Raw genomic sequence first — 20,829 nt, 5'->3', positions numbered from 1 at the left:
GGGTACTGCTTTTAGTAGGAGCTGTGGCTGGATATACATAGGGACCTCTATTTTGTTCACTATGCTCGCGGTTGTTTTTGTTTTATATGTTTCCCAATTTGGTATTGAGTTTACCGATGAAGGTTTTTACTTTAATTGGTTATCGACGCCGCACTTCTTTCCTGCCGGGACGACCCAGTTTGGATTTATTTACCATCCGTTTTATGTATTGCTTAATGGAGACATTGTAGCTCTTCGACAAGCTAATTTTGTGTTTACGCTGGCCGTCTCGTGGCTGGTGTTTAGTAAGGTTTTTTCTCTTCCGGCTTATGCAGCAGTCTTTTCTGATACTCAGTCAAAGATTGCAAAACATGCATTGTCTTTAGCATTTTCTTTGTCAGCGTTGTTGATATTTCATCTTTGGTTGCCTACGCCTAATTACAACACCTTGAATTTTCAATCTTTGCTTATTGCCTGTGTTGGGGTTTTGTATATTGAGGAAAAACCACAGAGATTCTCGTGGTTCGGTTGGAGCTTGCTTGGATTTGCTGGATTTCTTTGCTTTATGGCTAAGCCGACCTCGGCATTTCTTTTGGCGATATTGATTTTAGTTTATGCAGTCATCGCGGGACGTCTTTTTCTAAGTGTGCTTGTTGCCGGGATTGTTTCCATAGTTCTTTTGTGCGTATCAGCTATTGCAATTGATGGCTCTCTAACCCAGTTCTTCATAGTGCGCATTGCAGAAGGGATAGCAGATCTTCAGGCTCTTGGTGGGGGGCATTCATTTTATGAAATGTTTAGACTGTACAAATTCGGTTTCAGTCAAATTGAGATGATTTGTATGTTTTTTGTGGGCCTCTTGTCGGCCCTGCCCGGTTTGTTGATAAAGTTTCACCGACCAAACAGTGCACTGGGATATTTGGCCGGATCAGCGGCAGTCCTGATTTTAGTTTTGTCTTTTGCTCAGTACATACTTCCGGTTTTGCAAAATGCTCGGCCTGCAGTTTTGGTTGTAGCTCTGACATTTGGTTTGCTATTTAGCTTATACTCTATTGATAGAAAGTTCCTTGTTGAGAAAAGAAACATTTTTCTATTCTGTTTGTTCTTGTTCATGCCTTATATTTACTCTTTCGGTACGAACAATAATTATTTTTTGGTTTCGTGCGGGGCGGGTCTGTTTTGGATTGTCGCCTGTCTTTCGCTGTTTGCGACCAAGAGTAAGCTTCCTTCGTGGCATTACTTCTCAACGGCGGCTTTGTTGACTCAAGTTCTTGCTTGTGTAGTTTTATATGTAGCCGTTGCAAATCCCTACCGGCAACCTACCGCCCTCTGGAAGAATTCAGTGTCTGCTCATTTCCGGGGTACTAATTGGAAGCTGAGCTCTGAATCAGCAATTTATATCGAAAGTGTGCTGGATTTAATGAGAGACAGCGGTTTTGAGGATGAAACTCCGGTTCTGGATCTCTCTGGACGAAATCCTTCGTTTAGTTTCATTATTAATGCAAGGTCGCTTGCGTACCCATGGGTAATTGGTGGATATCCGGGAAGCCTATCACATGCGAAGAGGGGCTTGTCTCGGGTTTCGTGTTTGAATCTAGGAATGGCATGGTTATTGGTTGAGCCTAAGGGGCCTAGGTCCATATCTATGGAAGCATTGAGCCAGTTCGGTATCAACTTGGCCAGTGACTATGTGGTAGTCGGAGCATTGCAGTCACCTAAGTCTGATTATTCTGAAACCTTTGAGCAAATTGTTTACAAGCCCAAAGGAAGTCTCACGCCAAAATTATTTGAAAACGGGGGCTGCAAAGAGGCGTTTGTTAAGGATTAAATCTGTTCTTTGCTTTAGCTACTGCAATAATGGAGCCTCCAAATGGAATCTTTCCAAGTAGGCATCGTTCAACTGACAACAGCTTTCCTACTACGTCCTGAGCTTTTCCCGTGTGCGAGGAGCTGTGCTCGAGGATGTCTGTCTTATTTTTTGATTTCGGATTCATTTTTTGTAGTAAGTATGGCAGTCGTCTGAATAGGAAGATTGGTAGGATGAGGAAGCTAAAGAAGTATGAAGAAAAAACAACTTCATAGCCAGCATCACTCAGCTCTTTCCTCAGGCTTGTTATTGTGTATCTTCGGAAGTGGCCGGCGCTAATATCGTCATCCGACCAAAGCCAGTTGTAAGCCGGTACAGTTAATACAATTTTTGAGACGCCCGGCATGTTTTCCTGGATACTTCGGTAAACGTTCTCGGGATTATCAAAATGCTCGATGACATCAAATAAGCCAGCGGCGGCATTTGGTTTGGTGGATTTGAAGCCCACTATATCTGCACAGTATACGTCCTTAATTCCTCTTTTAAAGGCATTAAATACGCCGCTCCCAGCTTCAACCAGGGTTACCTTATAGCCCATGGACGCAATTTTTTGTGCCACAAAGCCATTGCCTCCTCCTAAATCATAAAATTCAACCATTTCCGGAACATGATTTTTGAGTACTTTTTCGATGATTAAATTTCTATGCTTAAACCAGAAACTTTTATCCTCAATCTCGAAGTAAGTGCTATTTCCTTGTGCGGGATAGGAGACGTTCTTTTTTGATGCGGAAAAGTATATGCCGTCGACTTTTTGAAACTCAGACATTTGTTCGTCTCCAGTCTACTTTGCACCGAAGCGAAGCTTCAGTTTTCGCAAAGGTAACAAGCTATTTCCGTTTTCGTCACGGAGATCGGTTATTTTTAATTGGCCTTTTCCACATAATACAACTGGATAGCCCCCTTCAATCTCGAAAACCTTTCCTGGTGAGTTGTTTTCAAAGACCAAGGAAGGCACGGCTTCTGCTGACATGATCCGCACCGCTTTTTGTTCAAGAATTGTGGATGCACCTTTGTAAGGGTAGCCGACGGCATCTATCTGGCGAAGGATGAGTTGTGCATCAACCTGCCAATCAATTTTATAATCTTCTTCATCTCTCCAGATACTATATGTTGCATCTTCTTCGTTTTGATCGAGTTCTGCCATATTTTTACCCGAAATAAAGCTGCTAACAATTTCTGTAGAGATTTCTTCATATATTCCAGCGACATGCTGAATGGCACTTTGAATTTTGATTGGATACTCGATTTTTACGCTTCTCTGTAAAAGAATTTTTCCACGGTCATACTTTTCATCAGCGATTAAAGCGGTAGCGCCAATTGTCGTTTCGCCGTTTATTAGGGCAGAAACCAACGGATTGAAACCTCTATAGCGGGGGAGGAGTGAGTCGTGAAAAACGACCAACCTTTTTCCGTCTGAAATAGGAATAAGAGTTCGCCATGAGATTGCGATATGGAGTTCGTTTTCTGAGGCGGTCCTCTGGGGCAGTTTTGTGTGAACTTCAATATTGTATTTAATGCATGTTTCAACTATATCGCTGTGGAAGTCATTGTCTACTGCTGGGTCTTTGCATGTTACTACGAAGGCGATTCTTTCCGGCGTAAAGTCAGCAATTATTCTATTTAAAACGCGAAGACCTTTTTCAGTCATTAAGAAAAGAATGACCTTTTTATCTGGCTTATTCAAAGTTATGCCTTTCGGAAACTAGATAGATCGGGCGGTGCTTTGTGGCCTCAAAAATTTTGCCGATATAGAGGCCAATAATTCCTAGTATGAAAACAATTAGGCCTGTGCAAAAAAGCATGAGGGTAACAAGGCTGGCATAACCCAATACAGCGAATCCGTTTGTCAAAGCCCGGATGATGACTGCTACCATTAGTAGCAGTGATATGCCCGCCATTCCCAATCCCAAACCCGCAACCATCCGAAGAGGTTTGTCTGAGTGGGCAAGTACGATGTCGAGTCCGAGGGCGCAAAGTTTTGAAAAACTATAGGTCGAGGCTCCGTCCTGTCTTGATGCGTGTTGAACCGGCAGTGAAGTTGATTTGAAGCCACACCATTTTACCATTACCGGGAAAAAGCGAATAGGCTCGTTCATGCTGCGGATGGCATCGATAACTTTACTTTGGTATATTCCAAAGTTTGCGATAGATGAATCAAAAGTAGTACCGGTTAGAGCCGACAAGATTTTATAAAATAGTTTTGATAAAGTTTTTTTAAAGAGATGGTCTTGGCGCTCAATTCTTTGCGCTAGAACGATATCAAAACCTTCTTGGGCTTTTTTGTACAATCTTTCGATTTCCTCAGGCCTATCCTGGAGGTCGCAATCCATTACTACTATCCACTCTCCAGAGCATGATTGTAGGCCGGCGGTGATGGCAGCATGCTGACCGAAGTTGCGGCTGAGCTTTATGCCTTTCACTCTTGGATTTTTTCGACAGATGTTTTCAATGGCAGTCCAACTTTCGTCAGGACTGCCGTCCTCGACGAGAATGATCTCAAAATTTCCTTGGAAGTGACTGAGTGAGTTTTCGATTGTTTCGACTAATAGATGTACGATTCTTTCAGCCCTGTAGACAGGACTTACGATACTTAGGAGTTTCTTGGGGTTATTTGTCGGCATGTTAAGTCTCGTGTTAAGGTGACTTAAACTAAATAAAAGTTCACAAATTGTATCGCTTTTTCTTCCTTCAACATGATGCGAAACGGCAGGGTGCCGTCCGCAGTTGGGTGTCATTCACCTAAGCCAAGAGATTAAAACCTCAACCGCACCCCAACCCCCACATCCAAATCCACATCCGTCTCTGGCGTCAGATCCACCGCAACGGACACTTCCCCAAAGAACTCAATGTCCGGATTATTGATATTATAAAGCAGTCCCAATGGCGCACGCGGCCCGATAGCCAGCTCCCCATCGTGCTCACCCTTGTTGAAGTTAATCAACCGCACCCCAAGGCCATAATACATTTCAATCGGTCCGCTGTTTTCAATCGCAAAAGTGCGGGCTTTGTCCCAAAGATATGTAGCATGAATGTGAAGCCCGGAATGGTCTCCCGTGGCATAGGCCAGCGCCCCTTCGATGGAATGCTGTCCATCCAGGGAAGCTCGTCCTGAGATCCCTGTTGGATCGCCCAGCACAATACCGAGGGCATTGTCGGCAAGGGCGTTAGAGGTGGTAATCATCATTGATAGGGACAACGTCGCTGCTGCCATTAACTTCTTCATGAAGTCCTCCGCTGAAGTTCATTATCCGCAATCGAACAAAGAACTCCATATAAAAGATCGGCCTGTTTCAAGCTGAGTGGCAACAGTCAAAAAAATCGACAGTTTATTAAACTTAGTTCGTCATTTTTGCTGGTTTATTCTGGATATTCGATTTGCATCTTTCTTTTGACTTCTGGAAGGCCTACGAGCAGGGGGAGGTCTTGGCTTCCTTTGCGGATGTGCATCTCCGCCGCCTGAATTATTTTTTCCATTTGTGCAGGAGAAAGATACCCCTTTTTGTTGAGTTGAGTTCTGCAGCTTTTAAAGAAGTCCGACGTTCCGGACTTTTTCTCGTCCAAGTATTCTAACAATATAGATATGTCCTCAATCGACTCTTCAGAGTATCGTTGGTCCGCTCTGGCGTCGTCAGGTGGGAGCGCGAAGTTACCGCCGTTGACGCCTGTTTGAGAGATGTGCTGGCGAATCTTTGCCGCTATCCATTTATGTATGTCAAGGCCATGAGTAGATAGGAAACGATCGAATGTTATCGCTTCATTTTGGGTTAATTCTGAAGTATCGAGATAGTATTTGATAAGTGGATTCATATAGTCGTTCCAACATATCGAATGTAATCGTGGCAAACTAAATGTTATTTACAGGCGTGTGGCATCAATTTTACGAGGGGCTCCGCGACTAAGACCATAGATCCCCCTTTAGTTGCCCACAGGCAACTTTCTCTATTAAAATCTAGTGTTTTCGATAAAATGTTGCCTGAAGACAACTTTTAGTGGATTTCCCCCATAATTCCATTAAAATGTTTACTGTAAGCAACTTTGGAGGTTCAGGTGGAATATATGCGTATTACAGGTGCTTCTCAATTGGCAGAAGAGGTCCGGAAGATTCGCAAAGAGCAAGGTATTACCAGCGAAAAGCTCGGGCAGTATGCTGACCTTTCTCGCTATGCCGTTTTGAACTTCGAAAATCAAAAGTCGGACATCAAGTTGTCGACGCTTTTGAAAATTCTAAAGCTTTGCAATATCGAGATTTATATCAAGGTCAAAAGCAAATGAAGCGGCCGTTGAATGTCTTTTACAAAAAGCAACATGTTGGAGTGCTGCTGAAAAAGCCTGATGACACTTTGGGTTTTTCATATTCAGAAAAATGGATTTCTGGGAAAGATTCTTTTGTTCTGTCGCCAGCCTTGCCATTGCAAAAGGACGAGTTTAACAATCGCCTGACCAAGGCGTATTTCGACAATCTTCTTCCTGAAGGTGACACTCTAAAGCTGTTTGAACAAATTCTGAAAAAAAGCTTCGAGGATCCCTACCAACTTTTGGAAAGCTACGGTCTTGACTGTGCGGGAGCCCTTGAAATTACGCCGTTGGACGAGGCGCCAGAGACGGTATTAAAAGGGGATCTGGAAGAGATTTCATTTGAGGAAATAGACCGGGTTATCAATAACAAAGAAAGCCTGTATGTGCACAGCCTTGTGAACCATAAAGGGCGTTTTTCATTGGCCGGGGCTCAGGATAAAATTCCGGTGATTTTTCAGAGCGGGAAGATTTTTTTGCCGGCGGATGCAAGGCCCACAACTCATATTCTAAAGCCACCCACACGGATATCTGGAGTTTTAAATTCGGTGCAAAATGAGTATCTGTGCATGAGGCTTGCGGGACTTTGCGGACTGAGTATTCCGGATGTTCAGTTGGTCGGGGAAGAGCATATATTATTCTTAGTAGAGCGTTACGATCGTAAAATTGAAAAAAATGGAACGGTTGAGCGCATTCATCAGTTCGACTTGTGTCAGGCCCAAGGGGTCCCTTCTGCAGAAAAGTACGAGGAAGATGGTGGGCCGTCATTTGCGCAGAATTATAAGGTCGTAGGGGATATTTCGGACAATAAGATTCAGGATCTCGAGGCCATCTTGAAGTGGCTGGCCTTTAATTTGTTGGTTGGAAATAACGATTCCCATTCTAAGAATCTGTCTTTTTTATACGTAGATGGTCATACTCAATTGGCACCTATGTATGATTTGCTTTCTACCAGCATCTATAAAAATATGTCGTCGGCATTTGCGTTCTCGGTCGGAGGGCAGCGACAGCCAGCGAAAATGAAAAAGAAAAATTTTGAGATGCTGGCTGAAGAATTGGGTTTCTCTAAGAAGAAAGACATCTTTGTGAAAACTCTGAAGGAGATGTCCGTATTAGTGGAAGAAAAAGTGGAAACGCTATGGTCAGAAATCGCGGATGATGATCGCTTTAAGTATATTAAAGGTAATCTTCGCGGCGAAATTCAAAGCCGTTTGAACCTTTACAAGTCGTTGTAAGCGCCTCTGTGGGATGGGGTGCGGATTTTAAACCCGCACCCGTTGTGGCAAAGCTCTAATGAGCATCTTTAAATGAGAGTTCGTTGGGGGTAGATACTTTAGCTGTAGCATCAATGCCCAGCAGATAAGCCACAACGTCTTTAGCGCTGTAGGAACTTTTCCCACGAAGCATACGAGCAACATTATTCAAATCATCCCCCGCAGTCAGCAAAGGCTGCTCTTCCATACCGCCGGCCTGGATTTGGCCCATGCCCACGTCAGCCATCAAAGCATTGCACAGACATTTGCGTCCGACAGTGTCTTCTTCCAAGCCGCCCTTTTTAACATAGTCATTCACCGGTTCAGCAGGGCAGCGTTGGCCCACACTGCCGTCAGGTTTCTGATAAGCATGGCGCAAGTAACCCAGATCACAAATACGTTTGCGTGACAGGTACAAAGCTTCTTCAGAAATAGTCCCAGAAAGGCGCGCGGCCTTAAATGGAAAACCTGTCGGCGAAGAGCGTGGATCCGTAAAGATCCAGCCACCTTCAGGCGCTGTTTCCGTCGTGATTTTTTTCAAAGCCTGAGCTTTGTGTTCTTCCTTCACGCCGGATTCTTCCGAGAAGGCAAACAAAGTTCCCACCTGAACACCGTGCGCGCCTTGAGCACGAACTTCAGCCAGCTTTTCCGGAGTCGCATAATAGCCCGCCATCCAGAACGGCAGCTCTAGTGCCGCCATTTCTTTCAAGCACACTTCATCGCGAGTTCCATAAACCGGCTCGCCACGCTCATTCAGCTTCATTGGTCCGCGCGGAGGCGCATTGTGGCCGCCAGCCAAAGGACCTTCCACGATGAAGCCATCCACGCGACCCGTGGATTTCTTTTTAAGGTTCGCCGCCAAAATAGCAGAAGAAACAATCGGGAAGAAGTAAGGGCGTTTCAATGGAGCAAGCTCAGTGCCTTCCATCACAGATTGCGGATCAAAAGAAGTGATCCCGTCTTCGGAAGCTCCAGCCACCGGAACCTTCAAAGTCGCTTTCAGGTTCTGAGAAAGCAAATCCAGGGCCCCCGGGATTTCACGCGGGATTCCCGCACCCATGATAACGTAATCCACACCAGCCAGCAGGCCGCCGTAAAGGCAGGCAAGATTTGGCAGAACGACTTTTTCCAAAAGATTCAGACCGATCACGCCACTGTGACCCTCGCGTGCCAGCCACACTTCAACAAAGCTTGCCGCCACAGTCAGTTGCAACAATGCTTTCGGAGATTCCAGATTGAACATCGGAGGACGTTTGTAGGCTTGAGTCGCAGGACGGCCGCCTTCGATGAAGTAAGTGTCCAGAATCTTTTGAGCGATCTCCTGGGAAGGGAAGGCTTTCAAAGCACGGCGGCAGTCACCGGCAATATCACCATCTTGCAGACGACGAACCAGAACTGAATTGATCGCAGTTCCAGAAACAACGCCCAACTGGCCTGTTTGAGAAACTGTTTTTGCCAAACGCCAGTCAGAGACTGCGATCCCCATGCCACCTTGAATTACGATCGGATGATTAAATTGCATCCGAGCAATCTATCGGGGGCCGAAGTAGGGTTGCAAACATATAAGATATCTCGGGTTGCTTTTTTGATTGCACCGCATCGTGGTTAGCCCAAAAGGTCCAGTATTTACATATAATTTACATATCTATTGACCAGGGTCGGGCTCTGAAAATAGAGTCGAAGAGTCCAGTGGCTGTTGGTCACTCTAAAACCATACAAAACGTCTATCTATAAGTAGATAATTTATATCTATAGGTCTATCTATAAATAGACGATAAGATGTATTATATCTATCTATAGATAGACGATTGGGGGTTTTGTGAAATCTAAAACGGCCAAACTTCGACGGGCGCAGTTGGATCAACAGTTTATGACAGCACATGGAATCAGCTCGGTGAAAACCCCCAAGACGGGGTGGGTTCGCGAAGTGCGTACCGCTCTGGGGATGTCGATGAGTGATTTGGCCGCGCGCCTTGGGGTGATCAAACAGCGTATTGAAGGGCTAGAAAAGAATGAGGTGGCGGGGACCGTCACGATCGAATCCTTAAGAAAGGCGGCAGAGGCTATGAACTGTGATTTCGTTTATCACTTTGTCCCAAAGCAGGGGTTGCAAAAAACCTTAGAATCCCAAGCCAGCAAAGTCGCCGAAGAGATCGTCAAATCCAGCGAGCATTCCATGAGCCTTGAATTGCAAAGCACTTCCAAATCCGCACAGAAAGCTCTTGTCGAAGAAATCGCGCTTGAACTTTTGCGCAACGAAGACCGCCGTATCTGGAGTTTGAAAAAATGAAGATCCCGTCCACTCTCGGAGCCACACCGTTGGATGATGAGACCTTGCGAGGACTTATTCCGGGTTTGACGACTCACGGGGAGCTGGATGAATTCGAAGCCGCCAATATTGCGCGTGCCATGTTGTGGGCTGAATCCAGCCGGTCCTTGAAAAAAGACCTGCTAAGTATGACGGGACTTAAGCGTCTGCATCAGAAGATGTTTGAAGACACCTGGAGTTGGGCCGGTGACTTAAGAATCCGTCAAACCAACATCGGCGTGTCGCCGCAGACGATTCAGAGTGATATGGCTATTTTACTGGGTGATATCAGCTACTGGTTGAAAAATCAGACTTTCCCGGTCGAAGAAATCGCCATTCGTTTCCATCATCGTCTGGTGCATATTCATCCCTTTCCCAATGGCAACGGGCGTTGCGCGCGATTGGCAACAGATCTGTTTTTGAAACAGCAGGGGGTTGCTGGTTTCACGTGGGGGCTTGGCAGTTTGGCGCAGTTGGGAAAAGCCCGCGAAGAATACATTCGCTGTCTCAGAAAAGCCGATCAAGAAGGGGACTATGGCCCCCTTTTGAATTTTGCGAAAAGTTAGCAGCTGCTTTACCGCTTCTTTATCACCAATTCTTTGTACTGCGTGTGACCATCCACTTCCCGGTGGAATACCAGCTCATGATTTTCCAAAAGCACGATTTCAGCGGTTGTATGAATTAACGATCCGTCCATCAGATGACCGCCAATGACTTGGCCTTCAAAGTTGCTGATGGACATGTGCAAGTGCGCCCCATCAGGCCCCAAAGTTCCAGACAGGGACACAATCTCAAACGGCCCTTGAAACTCCACTACGTCCTTGCCGCCGGACATGCGCAGATGTGCTTTATCGACGCTGCCAACGGCGCTTACGACGCAGGCCGCCTGAAGGTGATACTTCTGGCAATAGAACAAGAGCTCTTTTTTAAGGTCCTGCCCCGGTCTCAAACGGAAACAATATGTGGTGTTCGAGCTGGAAAAAGGTTCAGTTGCCATCAGATTTCCCCTTATTAACGAAATGAAAACAAAATTTTATAAACTTCATCTTTGTCCGGTCCCGCAACGGGAGTACTATTGAAGAACGGAGATCGGCATCTTATGAAAATATATTCTGATATCACAAAAACCATTGGTCAAACCCCCTTAATTGAAATGCAAAGAATCGGCAAAGACTTGCCTGGGCGTTTGTTGTTGAAACTTGAATTTTTCAATCCCCTGGGATCCGTCAAGGACCGCATTGGCCTGGCGATGATCGAAGACGCTGAGCGCTCAGGTCAGCTTAAGACCGGAATGAAAATCATTGAACCGACAAGTGGCAATACAGGGATTGCGTTGGCCTTTGTGGCAGCAGCCAAGGGTTATGACATCACACTGACCATGCCAGAAACCATGTCCCAAGAGCGTCGCACATTGTTGTTGATGTTGGGGGCGAAAATCATTCTGACTCCAGGTCCATTGGGTATGAAAGGCGCCATCGCCAAAGCCATGGAGCTTCTTGAAAACACTCCGAATGCGTGGATGCCTCGGCAGTTTGACAATCCTGCAAATCCGGCGATTCATAAAGCAACCACGGCGCTTGAGATCTGGAACGACACCGACGGTAAAGTCGACATGGTCATCAGCGGAGTTGGAACATCCGGCACGATCACCGGCGTGGGCACCGTTCTGAAAGAAAAAAACAAAAACATCAAAATCATCGCAGTCGAGCCTGCAGAAAGCCCGGTGCTTTCCGGCGGCAAACCCGGTCCGCACAAAATCCAGGGTTTGGGCGCAGGCTTTATTCCTAGCGTGATGGACAGATCCGTTGTTGATGGGGTCGAGCAAGTGTCATCTGAAGAGTCCATGAAAGTGGCTCGCGAAGTGATTAAAAAAGAAGGCATTCCGGTGGGGATTTCATCGGGTGCAGCGATCAGCGCAGGTCTTCGTCAGGCGGCGAAAGAGGAAAATCGCGGGAAAAATATTGTCGTGATCATTCCAAGCACCACCGAACGTTATCTGTCGACGCTGCTGGCAGAGCAGGAAAGAGCGGAAGCCCAAAGTCTTCCGGTTGCCACTGTGGATGAAAATTACCTGAGTAAAGTGAAGTAAAAAATGGTTCCCTTTATCGTTCCGGCCAAAGAAAAAGTACTGCTGAAGATCGGAGAAGCCCCTAAGCTTCCCGAAGCGCCTTCGCAGTTTGATATCTTTGTCTGGAACGTTTACAAGGGGCAAAAGGCTCATTTGTTTGAACAGGATTTCAAGCGCCTGGGTGAAAACAAGGACTTTATCTTCCTGCAGGAAGCCTTGCTGGATCAACGCATGCCCGCGATGTGGAGATCCGATTTTTCAGCCTACGAATGGCACCTGGCTCAGAGCTTTCATTATAAGAAAGACCTTTCCAGCACCGGGGTGGCGATTGGCTCAAGACTGACGCCTCAGTCAGTTGATTTTATTCGCGCCAAAACCCGCGAGCTGTTCTGGCTGACGCCGAAATTAACTTTATTCAGTGAATACAGCTTCGGAGACAAGAAGGCTCTGTTTGTGTGCACGCATGTGCTGAACTTTGTGACCTTGAAAGCGTTCACATCCTCACTTTATGAAATCGCTGAAAAGATCTCGCGCTTTGACGGGCCGGTGGTATTGGCAGGGGACTTCAACACCTGGAACTTTAAACGTTATATGATCATGAAATCCATCTTCCGTGATCTGGGGCTTGAGCATTTGGACTTAGAAGACGACGGTCGTATTCTAAAGCTCGATCATGTCTTTGTGCGAGGCTTTGATGTCGTGAAAGCCAAGGTCCACCACACCATCGTAAGTTCCGATCATTTCCCTCTGGAAATCACCCTAAAACTCTAAAAAGTTCCTGGTTCTTTTTCGGGTCTACACTGCGTTACCTTGTGGGGGTGTATGGGGAGTCTCTCAAAAATTGACTTTTGAATATGACCATGATATTATGACCATAAGTTACAAAGAGGTCATAATGGCTGAAAAATACCCCGCTGGCCAGTTTAAGGCTCAATGTCTGATGCTGATGGATAAAGTTAAAAAATATGGTCAGAGTGTCACCATTACAAAGCACGGCAAGCCCGTGGCGAAATTGGTTCCTGTTGTTGACGATGCTGAGGGCGTGGAAAGCCCATTCGGTTCAATGTCCGGCACCGGCGAGATCAAAGGCGACATAGTAAAATCCACAGGCGAAAAGTGGAGTGCCGATGAAAAGTAATGGCTTGCTATTGGATACCCACGCCTGGATTTGGGTGGCGTTGGGGCATGAGCGCATGGCTAAAAGCAGTGGCCGAAAAACGGTTGAGAAAGCGTTTAAAGAGAAAGCTCTTTTCTTGTCGGCAATTTCATTATGGGAGCTTTCGATGCTAGAATCCAAAGGGCGTATTGCCCTGACAGAGCCATGTTTGGATTGGATTCAGACATCCCTGGCGCGGTTACAGATTGAAGTCTTACCGTTGTCGGCAGAGGTGGCGGTAGAGTCCTCAAGACTTCCCGGGGGCTTTCATGGCGACCCTGCGGATAGAATTATAGTGGCCACGGCCAGAAAAGAGCGCCTGCAGTTGATGACTCAGGATGAGCTGATCCTGAGCTATGGTAAGCAAGGCCTGATAAAGACGATTACTTGCTATTGAGAACCGCTTTTTCCAGCCGGTCCATGCGGGCCTTTAATTCTGCCAGCTCTTTGTCTTTCTGGGCCTTGTCCTGCTCTAAAGCTAGAATCCGCTGATCCTTGTCGGCAAGGGAGCCTTTCAGGGCACTGATTTCTTCATACAGAGCCTTGATGGCCTCTACCAACGGGGACACCAAGTGCGAATAGTTCACAGACTTCATGCCCTGGGAATCGGTCTCTACCAGCTCTGGATAAATTTTTTCAAGTTCCTGGGCGATAAAGCCCAGTTGAGGGCGTTTGCCGTGCTCTGGATTTTTCCAGTTGTAACTGACACCCTGAATTTGCAAGACCCGCTGTAAAGCCTCGGAAGAAGACAGCGAGGCTATGTCCCGTTTCAAGCGGATGTCGGAAGAATCCGTGATTCCAAATCCGCGCAAAGTTCCATTCACATCCAGTTTGTATCCCGGGGTTGTGGTTCCAATCCCCACGTTGCCATTGATGGCAAAATGCATGCGCGGGGAGTTGTTGGAATAGATCTGCAAAACCCCGTCAGACACCCATTCAAGTCCGGTGTCCTGATCCCCGATAGCCAAGGCAATCCCCGGGGTCACAGATCCCCAGCCCGAGTTGTTATAAACATACAACTTGTCTTTGACGAAGGTGTTTCCTTCGACATGCAGCTTGGTGTTGGGCGAATTGGTCCCGATACCCGTATTACCCGTGAAGACATTCGTTGAAGCGGTGTCTTCCTGATAAATTCCATATTTCGTGGTTCCTGCGACCGATCCGATATGCAATCCATAACCCGTATCGATAGTTCCGCCCCCGGTATTGGACACTGTCAGATAGGCCGCTTTGGCCAGGGTGACCGTGCCGGTAGAGGTGTTCTGCACGTTCGCCTGAAGGCCTGTCGCATTGGACATCGTGGAAGCTGATTTGTGGTGAACGTCATTGACTGAGCCAATAGCATTGCCAATGTTCCCGGTTTGCCCGGCAGAGTCTTCGATTCGATTTACGGCCCCGTAAAGTGCGCCGGTGAAGGACTGCGCCGAACCGACCAGGATTGTATTCCAAACTGCGTGCAAGTTCTGAGTCACGGTCGCCGTAGGAGCCGGAGACAAAGAGTTACGAACCAGCACAGCCGGCGGTGACGCAGCTGAAGTCGTCACATGTAACAGGGAGGACGGGGAGGTCGTACCGATGCCGACATTTCCGACGTTATCGATGCGCATTCTTTCGTTGGAGCCAGCACTGGTGTTGGTTGCAAAGGTAATGGCGGTGTTGGAGTAAGTGTTGATTTTGAAATTCCAGCTGGAATTCGATTCGATGTAAGTCAGGGCACTTCCGCTGCCCTGGCCCCAAGTGCCGAGGCTGAGGCTGTTGGTTCCGGCTTTGGCGTTGATGTAAGCGCCCCCGGTGTTGTTTGTATTGTTGATTTGGATGCCTTTGCTGGTGGTGGCAGATGCCTGAACTTCCAATGGGAATGTGGGGGTGGTTGTGCCAATACCCACTTCCCCTGTACTAAGCACCGTCATCCGCGTCGTACTATTGGTTTCAAGATTCAACGCCTGAGCATCATTTGTCCCGAGAGTCGCCGCCGCGCCAAAGCTGTTCCCGCCATTGGCAAAAAGACCTGAAGAAGCATAACTCGTGCAACCCATCACTCCGGCAGCATCAAAAGTGACCAGCTGACCTACAGCACATGTGAACGCTGTGACCGCGGATCCCGTTCCATCACTTGCCAGCAGTCGATTGGCCGTCAATGAACTTGTCCCAGTCCCACCTTTGGAAACGGGCACCACCGGCAATTGAGATGTCGTAAGCGTGCCGCTGATATCTGCAAAGCCCAATAAGGCGTTCACCCAGTCCGTACCGTTATAGCGCAAAGTTTGGCCTGTTGCATAGGCGGCAGGCGATACCGTCTTGCCTTTGATTTTATCAACGCTGGTCGAGCCGGAAGTCCCACTCACATCACCAGAGAACGTCGAGGCAGTGCCCAGTTTGTTGTTAAACGTGTTCCAGTCTGTCGAGCTTAAATACCCATTGGTTGTCGTGTTGGCCTGACTGATCGTGATATTCGGTGTGGCGCCACCGCTGGAAGCCAAAGGGGCACTTGCCGTGACACTGGTCACACCGTTAGATCCGGCGCCATCGCCGACCTTCACCCATGTGCTTCCAGTATCGCGGTAAAGAGAGTTGTCGTCCGTGCCAATATAAAGTCTGCCCGCCGTGGCTGCCGCCGGACGGCTGGCGACGGTCCCGGATTGCACACTCGGTGTGCCGCCGGCATTTTGGATAGAATCGGTGATGCCATAACCTGTCAATGTCGTGGGCTTGCCCGTTGTGATTTTTGACCAATCCAGGGAAGGCACATCAGACGCAGCCAAGGTCGTTCCCGAAGTCACGCGACCTTGCGCATCGGTTGTGATCTTCGTGTAAGTCCCTGCCGTGCCGGTGTTCTTTAATGTCACCACACCTGTGGCAGACATCGTGGAATCGCCGCTGATTGAAGACGGGGAATACTGGGTGCCATTGTAAATCAGAATCTGCGCGGAAGTCGGTGCAGTGGCACTGACGGCCGTGCCTTTGATTTTATCAACGCTTATTGCTGCAGAAGTCCCGCTGACATCGCCAGCAAACGTCGAAGCCGTGCCCAGTTTGTTGTTAAAGCTAGTCCAGTCGGTTGAAGTTAAAAGACCTGTTGTGGAACCACTGGCTGTCGGGATGGAAACATTGCCAGCCGCCGTCAAGCGACCTTGCACATCCACGGTGAAGCTTGGCACCTGAGTGCCGGAACCGTAGGATCCCGCAGTGACCGAAGTGTTCGCCAAAGAAATGGTTCCAGTGGAAGTAATCGGTCCGCCAGAAAGACCTGTTCCCGTGGCGATATTTGTAACCGTGCCACCGGCATTGCTGTCGTTGGCCGGAGCCCACTTCGTGCCATCATATTTCAGAATCTGCCCGGAGGTCAGGCCGGTGGTGTCCACATTCACACCTTTGATTTTATTGACCGTCACCGCCCCAATGCTGCCGCTGACGTCACCCGCAACAGAAACATTGATCGCCTGACACTGGAATGATCCTGCCACAGAACTCCAGTACGGAGTTTCATAGGCCGCGCAATTTCCACTTCCCACCGCCGCATTAAAGGCCGCGGTCGTGTGATAGTTTGCTAGACTGGTGGAAAGATTGTTCACATCAGTGATCTCAATAGACGACGGCAACCACTGTGCACCATCGTGTTTAAAGAACTTGCCGTTGCTGGGGGCCGTGTTTGAAACGGCCACGCCCTGAATTTTTACCACCGATGGACTTGGATAAGAACCGCCCAGATCTCCGCCTGCAGAACCGGTCGGCGTGCGTGAGTCGGTAAAGCGCGGATCATTGCCGGCAGCCACTGTGCCAGCCGCAGTGCCCACATTCAAAGTCAGAGCCGGGGTCGAAGTTGAATTCACCACAGTGATATAGGAATTGCTGGAAGTCACCTCCGTAACGGTGCCGCCCGAGGCCCCCGTCACCGGAGCACACACCATTGCCGTGCCATTCCAGGAAAGGAATTCGTTGACAGAACAGGTTGGTACGGCAGCTTTCAAAACAAAATCAGCTTCGACTTTGCTTCCCAGTTTTTCTGCCGACAGGGCATAGGCCGAGTAGGGAACTGAGCGGATTTCATTGGCCGGAGAAATCACCTTCCAGCCTGAACCGTCATGGAATTGAACCTTTAGCAGGCGCACATCACCCGTGCCGGCGGTGTACGTCGCACCACCATAACAGGTGTGCTCCAAAGAGTTATTGAAGGAATCCAAAAGAGTGAACAAAGGATCGGTTGGGAACAGCTTGGTGCCTGAGCCAATCGGAACATCAAAAACACCTTTTGAGTTCACCATACTGACGCCATCGCGCTGTTCACGATAGATCACGCAATTGCCATTGGGGCTGGTGATTTCAAACAGGAAGCTGGTGTTGCCGTACTCTAAAGGAGTGCCGTCGGCTTTAATGATTCGCCCTTGATAAGTCAGATTTGAAGGTGCTGCATAACCAGACTGGAGCCAGAATGTACAGATTAACAGGGTCAAACAGAGCACCATTAACGTTCGTTTGCTCATGCTGTTCTTATCGGCTTTTTAACCGCGAGTTTGCAGTGATTTCATATTTTTAAGAATGATGCTCAACTATGAGACGCCATTTTCCCCCGAGCGGGGGAGCCAGGATTAAATGCTTTTGATGAAAGCTCGGAAACTGCGTTTGCTGATCGTAACCATCTCCGCCCCCACAGATGCACCAAACAACCACAGCACCGCACTTTCCCAAGTGACCTCGTGGCTGATGGAAGAAAACACACCCAGTGACACCAACGCAAGCGAAGCAATGCTTAAAGCGCGCGAACGCAAAAGCACCAACCACTCTTCACGATTTAAGATTAAGCGAGCCAACAGGAACGTCGCCGCCAGATAGTAGGCGCCACACAAAGAATGACAGAACGTCTCACTGAGACCCATAAAGGAATGCATCAGATCATGCCCGGTGTTAAACAGGGTCACACCAAACTGTGAACAAGACGCCAGTGTCAGGGTGGTCGCCACCGTGTGGGCAATACCCAGTTTGCCAGCCACCTTCCATGGTGAAGGAAGCTCTGTCTGCAAAGTGCTGTTGATTTTATTCAAAACAAAAGAGGATCCCGCCGGGGAGCCGTCATCAGCAAATGATTCGAAGTCTTTTTTGATATCTGTCATTTCGATGCTCCTTTCGGTTTCTGGCCTCTTAAAAATTTCAGGCTGCGCGAAACAATCTGACGGATGTTGCTTTCAGACTCTTGCAGCAGGGCCGCAATTTCGTTGTACTCCATCTCGTCCAGATAGCGCAGACGCAGGACTTCCTGCTCCCGGGGCTTCAGGTCCTTCAACAGGGCGTCGGCCTCGTCCTTCTCTTCGATTATAGGAGCAGACTCGTCAGTTTGTGACAGGGAATCGTCCCACTCGAGGAAATCTTTGATTTCGCGATTTCTATAGTCTTTTAGCTCACTTCGGGTGATGACATAGATCCAGGCCAGGGCCGAGTGTTTGGGGTCGTAAAGGTGTTTCTTACGGTAAATCTGCAAAAACACGATCTGCAGCAGGTCCTCAGCGCGTTCCTGAGACAGGCGTCTTTTTAAGGCATAGCTCAGGACCCGGCCGGAATGTCTTAGATAGAGGATATCCAGGGCTTTTCGTTCGCCCTCAGAAAGTTTTATTAATAGATCCTCGTCGCTTAAGTCATTCATGTTCCCTGAAGGTACGCTGAGCTTTTTAGGAAAGCAACGCATCGTTAAAAGGGCGGCGGAGGTGATTTATGCCCAATCGTTGGGCATAATGCGGTGCAAATTCATATGCTACGGCCCCCTCCCAGATTGACTCGGTGTAATGAGACGCGGTAACTCTAAGCCTTCGTAATTAAAACGAGAAATCATAAACGGAGTGCAACATGTTTAGTGAATCTTTGCTGATCTCTCCTGCAATTGCAGGGGTCGTTGGTTTGATCGTTGCTTTGGCTCTGTACCTTCGCGTGAAGGCACAACCAGCGGGCAATGAGACAATGAATCGTATCGCGTCCTACGTGCGCGAAGGTTCTATGGCGTTCCTTGTGCGTGAGTACAAGGTACTTTTCGTCTACGCAATCGTCGTAGGCTTGGCTCTTTGGTTCGCCTTGGGCGGTATCGCAGCAGGATCCTTCATCCTGGGTGCTTTCCTGTCTTTGCTTGCGGGCTTCTTCGGTATGAAGGCGGCAACTTATGCCAACGTTCGTACCTCTCAAGCCGCAGCTGGCGGTTCTAAAGCGGCGGCTTTGCTGGTTGCTTTGGACGGCGGCGCTGTAATGGGTCTTTCCGTTGCAGGTCTTGGTTTGATCGGTCTTGGTGGTTTGTATGTTTGCTTCCAGGGTGATGCTCACCTTGGCACAATCCTTCACTCGTTCGCCGTGGGCGCTTCTTCTATCGCTCTATTCGCGCGTATCGGTGGTGGTATCTACACTAAAGCGGCAGACGTTGGTGCTGACATCGCTGGTAAAGTTGTAGAAAACATCCCTGAAGACGACCCTCGTAATCCTGGTGTTATTGCCGATAACGTTGGTGACAACGTCGGTGACGTTGCTGGTATGGGCGCAGACATCTATGAGTCCATGGTTGCTGCGATCGTATCTGCTATGGCGATTGCTTTGACAATCCCTGCAGAAGGTCTGTCTGCTTTGATGACGGGTGCGGATGCTGAAACTGTGCGTATTGCCGGTGTTGCATTGCCAATCTTGTTGTCCACTTTGGGTCTGGTTATTTCTATCATCGTGATCTTTGCTGCTCGCGCGTTCAAAAACGGCAAGCCTGCAACTGTATTGCGTAATGCTTTGATCTTCCCTCCAATTCTTTTGACTATCGCTGCTTACATCATCCTTCCGATGTTCGGTATCAATCAGAGCGTGACTGTGGCATTGGCTGCGGGTGCGTTCGGTGGTGCTTTGATCGGCCTGATCACTGAGTACTACACAGCGGCTCGTCCAATCCGTCTGGTTGCTGAAGCAGCTTTGACTGGTGCGGGTACTGGTGTGATCCGTGGTTTGGCAGTGGGTATGGAATCCACAGCGATTCCAATGATCATCGTGGTTATTGCGGCTTACGTTGCTGACCAGGCTTTGGGTCTGTACGGTATCGCAATGGCGGCAGTGGGTATGTTGGCTGGTACTGCAGTTGTAATGACTGTGGATGCTTACGGTCCAATCGCTGACAACGCGGGTGGTATCTCTGAAATGTCGGGCTTGGGCAAAGAAGTTCGTGCGATCACTGACGAATTGGATGCTGTTGGTAATACAACTGCAGCTATCGGTAAAGGTTTCGCGATCGGTTCTGCGATCCTGACAGTTGTGGCGCTATTCTCTGCATTCAACATGGAAGTAAACCACGTTCGTGAGGGCGCGGGTCTTGCTAAAATGTCTTTGGATCTGACTTCTTCCGGCGTTCTGATCGGTATCTTGTTGGGCTCTATCCTGCCATTCCTGGTTGGTGCGACAACAATGACTGCGGTTGGTAAAGCGGCTCAGAAAATCGTTCAAGAGATCGCTCGTCAGTTCAAAGAAATCCCAGGTCTTCGTGAAGGTAAAGCGGAACCACAACCGGCTAAGATCGTGGACATTGCAACTCAGGCTGCATTGTTCGAAATGATCCTGCCAGGTATGATCGCGATCCTTGCTCCAGTGGCAGTTGGTTTCTTGTTGGGGCCTCAGGCTTTGGCAGGTCTTCTTGCTGGTGGTTTGGCTGTCGGTGCAACTATGTCCCTGTTCATGGCGAACGCGGGTGGTGCATGGGATAACGCTAAGAAATACATCGAAAAAGGCGGCCTTCCAGGTCATCCAAAAGGTTCCGATGCCCACAAAGCAGCGGTTGTTGGTGACACTGTCGGTGACCCGTTCAAAGACACTTCCGGTCCAGGTGTTGCGATTTTGATCAAAGTTATGTCCGTCGTATCTTTGTTGATCGCTCAACTGATCGCCACTATCGGCGGCTAATCG

At 48.3% G+C, this 20,829-nt stretch carries 20 protein-coding genes; 10 read left to right on the top strand and 10 right to left on the bottom strand.

Features of this window, described 5'->3' with window-relative positions; all coding sequences use genetic code 11:
• Window positions 1-61 precede the first annotated feature (61 nt).
• Entirely contained in the window at window positions 62-1,807 is a 1,746-nt protein-coding gene (locus AC04MQ_RS10260; RefSeq protein ID WP_475392032.1) for a hypothetical protein, read from the top strand.
• Here the strand turns inward: AC04MQ_RS10260 and AC04MQ_RS10255 are convergent.
• The 5 genes from AC04MQ_RS10255 to AC04MQ_RS10235 all read right to left on the bottom strand — a co-directional run bounded on the left by AC04MQ_RS10255 (window position 1,797) and on the right by AC04MQ_RS10235 (window position 5,653).
• Entirely contained in the window at window positions 1,797-2,612 is an 816-nt protein-coding gene (locus AC04MQ_RS10255) for a class I SAM-dependent methyltransferase (RefSeq protein WP_475392031.1), read from the bottom strand. The genes AC04MQ_RS10260 and AC04MQ_RS10255 overlap by 11 nt on opposite strands.
• Before the next feature lie 15 nt (window positions 2,613-2,627).
• Complete coding sequence (locus AC04MQ_RS10250) at window positions 2,628-3,530, bottom strand: methionyl-tRNA formyltransferase (RefSeq protein WP_475392030.1); 903 nt, start codon at window positions 3,528-3,530, stop codon at window positions 2,628-2,630.
• Entirely contained in the window at window positions 3,523-4,467 is a 945-nt protein-coding gene (locus tag AC04MQ_RS10245; RefSeq protein ID WP_475392029.1) for a glycosyltransferase family 2 protein, read from the bottom strand. Before AC04MQ_RS10245 ends, AC04MQ_RS10250 begins: the two co-directional genes overlap by 8 nt.
• A gap of 131 nt (window positions 4,468-4,598) precedes the next feature.
• The gene (locus AC04MQ_RS10240; protein ID WP_475392028.1) at window positions 4,599-5,069 is read right to left on the bottom strand and encodes a hypothetical protein; all 471 of its coding nucleotides are present in this window, start codon (window positions 5,067-5,069) and stop codon (window positions 4,599-4,601) included.
• 134 nt (window positions 5,070-5,203) lie between these two features.
• Window positions 5,204-5,653: a hypothetical protein gene (locus AC04MQ_RS10235; protein WP_475392027.1), complete on the bottom strand. Its 450-nt coding sequence runs from the start codon at window positions 5,651-5,653 to the stop codon at window positions 5,204-5,206.
• 249 nt (window positions 5,654-5,902) lie between these two features.
• Between AC04MQ_RS10235 and AC04MQ_RS10230 the strand changes: the two genes are divergently transcribed.
• Entirely contained in the window at window positions 5,903-6,118 is a 216-nt protein-coding gene (locus tag AC04MQ_RS10230) for a helix-turn-helix domain-containing protein (protein WP_015090833.1), read from the top strand.
• Window positions 6,115-7,374, top strand: coding sequence for a HipA domain-containing protein (locus tag AC04MQ_RS10225; protein ID WP_475392026.1), 1,260 nt, complete (start codon window positions 6,115-6,117; stop codon window positions 7,372-7,374). The genes AC04MQ_RS10230 and AC04MQ_RS10225 overlap by 4 nt, the downstream gene beginning before the upstream one ends.
• 55 nt (window positions 7,375-7,429) lie before the next feature.
• Here AC04MQ_RS10225 and AC04MQ_RS10220 read toward each other — a convergent pair whose 3' ends face one another.
• Complete coding sequence (locus AC04MQ_RS10220; protein ID WP_475392025.1) at window positions 7,430-8,914, bottom strand: nitronate monooxygenase; 1,485 nt, start codon at window positions 8,912-8,914, stop codon at window positions 7,430-7,432.
• A 297-nt stretch (window positions 8,915-9,211) separates the two neighbouring features.
• On the opposite strand from AC04MQ_RS10220, the gene AC04MQ_RS10215 reads away from it, so the two are divergent.
• Together AC04MQ_RS10215 and AC04MQ_RS10210 are read left to right on the top strand one after the other, a co-directional pair.
• Window positions 9,212-9,682: a mobile mystery protein A gene (locus AC04MQ_RS10215; RefSeq protein ID WP_475392024.1), complete on the top strand. Its 471-nt coding sequence runs from the start codon at window positions 9,212-9,214 to the stop codon at window positions 9,680-9,682.
• Window positions 9,679-10,266: a mobile mystery protein B gene (locus AC04MQ_RS10210; protein ID WP_475392023.1), complete on the top strand. Its 588-nt coding sequence runs from the start codon at window positions 9,679-9,681 to the stop codon at window positions 10,264-10,266. Before AC04MQ_RS10215 ends, AC04MQ_RS10210 begins: the two co-directional genes overlap by 4 nt.
• A gap of 8 nt (window positions 10,267-10,274) precedes the next feature.
• Here the strand turns inward: AC04MQ_RS10210 and AC04MQ_RS10205 are convergent, their stop codons facing one another.
• Window positions 10,275-10,697, bottom strand: a complete 423-nt coding sequence (locus AC04MQ_RS10205) for a PPC domain-containing DNA-binding protein (protein ID WP_475392022.1) — start codon at window positions 10,695-10,697, stop codon at window positions 10,275-10,277.
• Between the two features lie 102 nt (window positions 10,698-10,799).
• Between AC04MQ_RS10205 and cysK the strand changes: the two genes are divergently transcribed.
• The 4 genes from cysK (at window position 10,800) to AC04MQ_RS10185 (ending at window position 13,321) form a co-directional block, all read left to right on the top strand.
• A complete protein-coding gene (cysK, locus tag AC04MQ_RS10200) occupies window positions 10,800-11,789 on the top strand; it encodes a cysteine synthase A (protein ID WP_015090839.1) in 990 nt (329 codons plus the stop codon).
• Window positions 11,790-11,792: 3 nt separating this feature from the next.
• Window positions 11,793-12,539 carry an endonuclease/exonuclease/phosphatase family protein gene (locus AC04MQ_RS10195; protein WP_015090840.1) on the top strand — a complete coding sequence of 249 codons (747 nt, stop codon included), beginning with the start codon at window positions 11,793-11,795 and terminating at the stop codon, window positions 12,537-12,539.
• A 124-nt stretch (window positions 12,540-12,663) separates the two neighbouring features.
• Window positions 12,664-12,906: a type II toxin-antitoxin system Phd/YefM family antitoxin gene (locus tag AC04MQ_RS10190; protein ID WP_015090841.1), complete on the top strand. Its 243-nt coding sequence runs from the start codon at window positions 12,664-12,666 to the stop codon at window positions 12,904-12,906.
• Window positions 12,896-13,321 carry a type II toxin-antitoxin system VapC family toxin gene (locus tag AC04MQ_RS10185; protein ID WP_015090842.1) on the top strand — a complete coding sequence of 142 codons (426 nt, stop codon included), beginning with the start codon at window positions 12,896-12,898 and terminating at the stop codon, window positions 13,319-13,321. The genes AC04MQ_RS10190 and AC04MQ_RS10185 overlap by 11 nt, the downstream gene beginning before the upstream one ends.
• On the opposite strand, the gene AC04MQ_RS10180 is transcribed toward AC04MQ_RS10185, so the two are convergent.
• The 3 genes from AC04MQ_RS10180 to AC04MQ_RS10170 all read right to left on the bottom strand — a co-directional run bounded on the left by AC04MQ_RS10180 (window position 13,308) and on the right by AC04MQ_RS10170 (window position 18,559).
• Window positions 13,308-17,405, bottom strand: a complete 4,098-nt coding sequence (locus tag AC04MQ_RS10180; protein WP_475392021.1) for a tail fiber domain-containing protein — start codon at window positions 17,403-17,405, stop codon at window positions 13,308-13,310. The two genes, AC04MQ_RS10185 and AC04MQ_RS10180, sit on opposite strands and share 14 nt — an antisense overlap.
• Window positions 17,406-17,510: 105 nt before the next feature.
• Window positions 17,511-18,032 carry a hypothetical protein gene (locus AC04MQ_RS10175; protein WP_475392020.1) on the bottom strand — a complete coding sequence of 174 codons (522 nt, stop codon included), beginning with the start codon at window positions 18,030-18,032 and terminating at the stop codon, window positions 17,511-17,513.
• Complete coding sequence (locus AC04MQ_RS10170; RefSeq protein WP_015090845.1) at window positions 18,029-18,559, bottom strand: RNA polymerase sigma factor; 531 nt, start codon at window positions 18,557-18,559, stop codon at window positions 18,029-18,031. The genes AC04MQ_RS10175 and AC04MQ_RS10170 overlap by 4 nt, the downstream gene beginning before the upstream one ends.
• A gap of 200 nt (window positions 18,560-18,759) precedes the next feature.
• Between AC04MQ_RS10170 and AC04MQ_RS10165 the strand changes: the two genes are divergently transcribed.
• A complete protein-coding gene (locus tag AC04MQ_RS10165; RefSeq protein WP_015090846.1) occupies window positions 18,760-20,826 on the top strand; it encodes a sodium-translocating pyrophosphatase in 2,067 nt (688 codons plus the stop codon).
• Window positions 20,827-20,829 lie beyond the last annotated feature (3 nt).

The organism is Bdellovibrio sp. MYbb2 (assembly GCF_056175685.1).
Note: the sequence above shows the minus strand (reverse complement) of the source record. Positions and strands in the feature narration are given on the sequence as shown.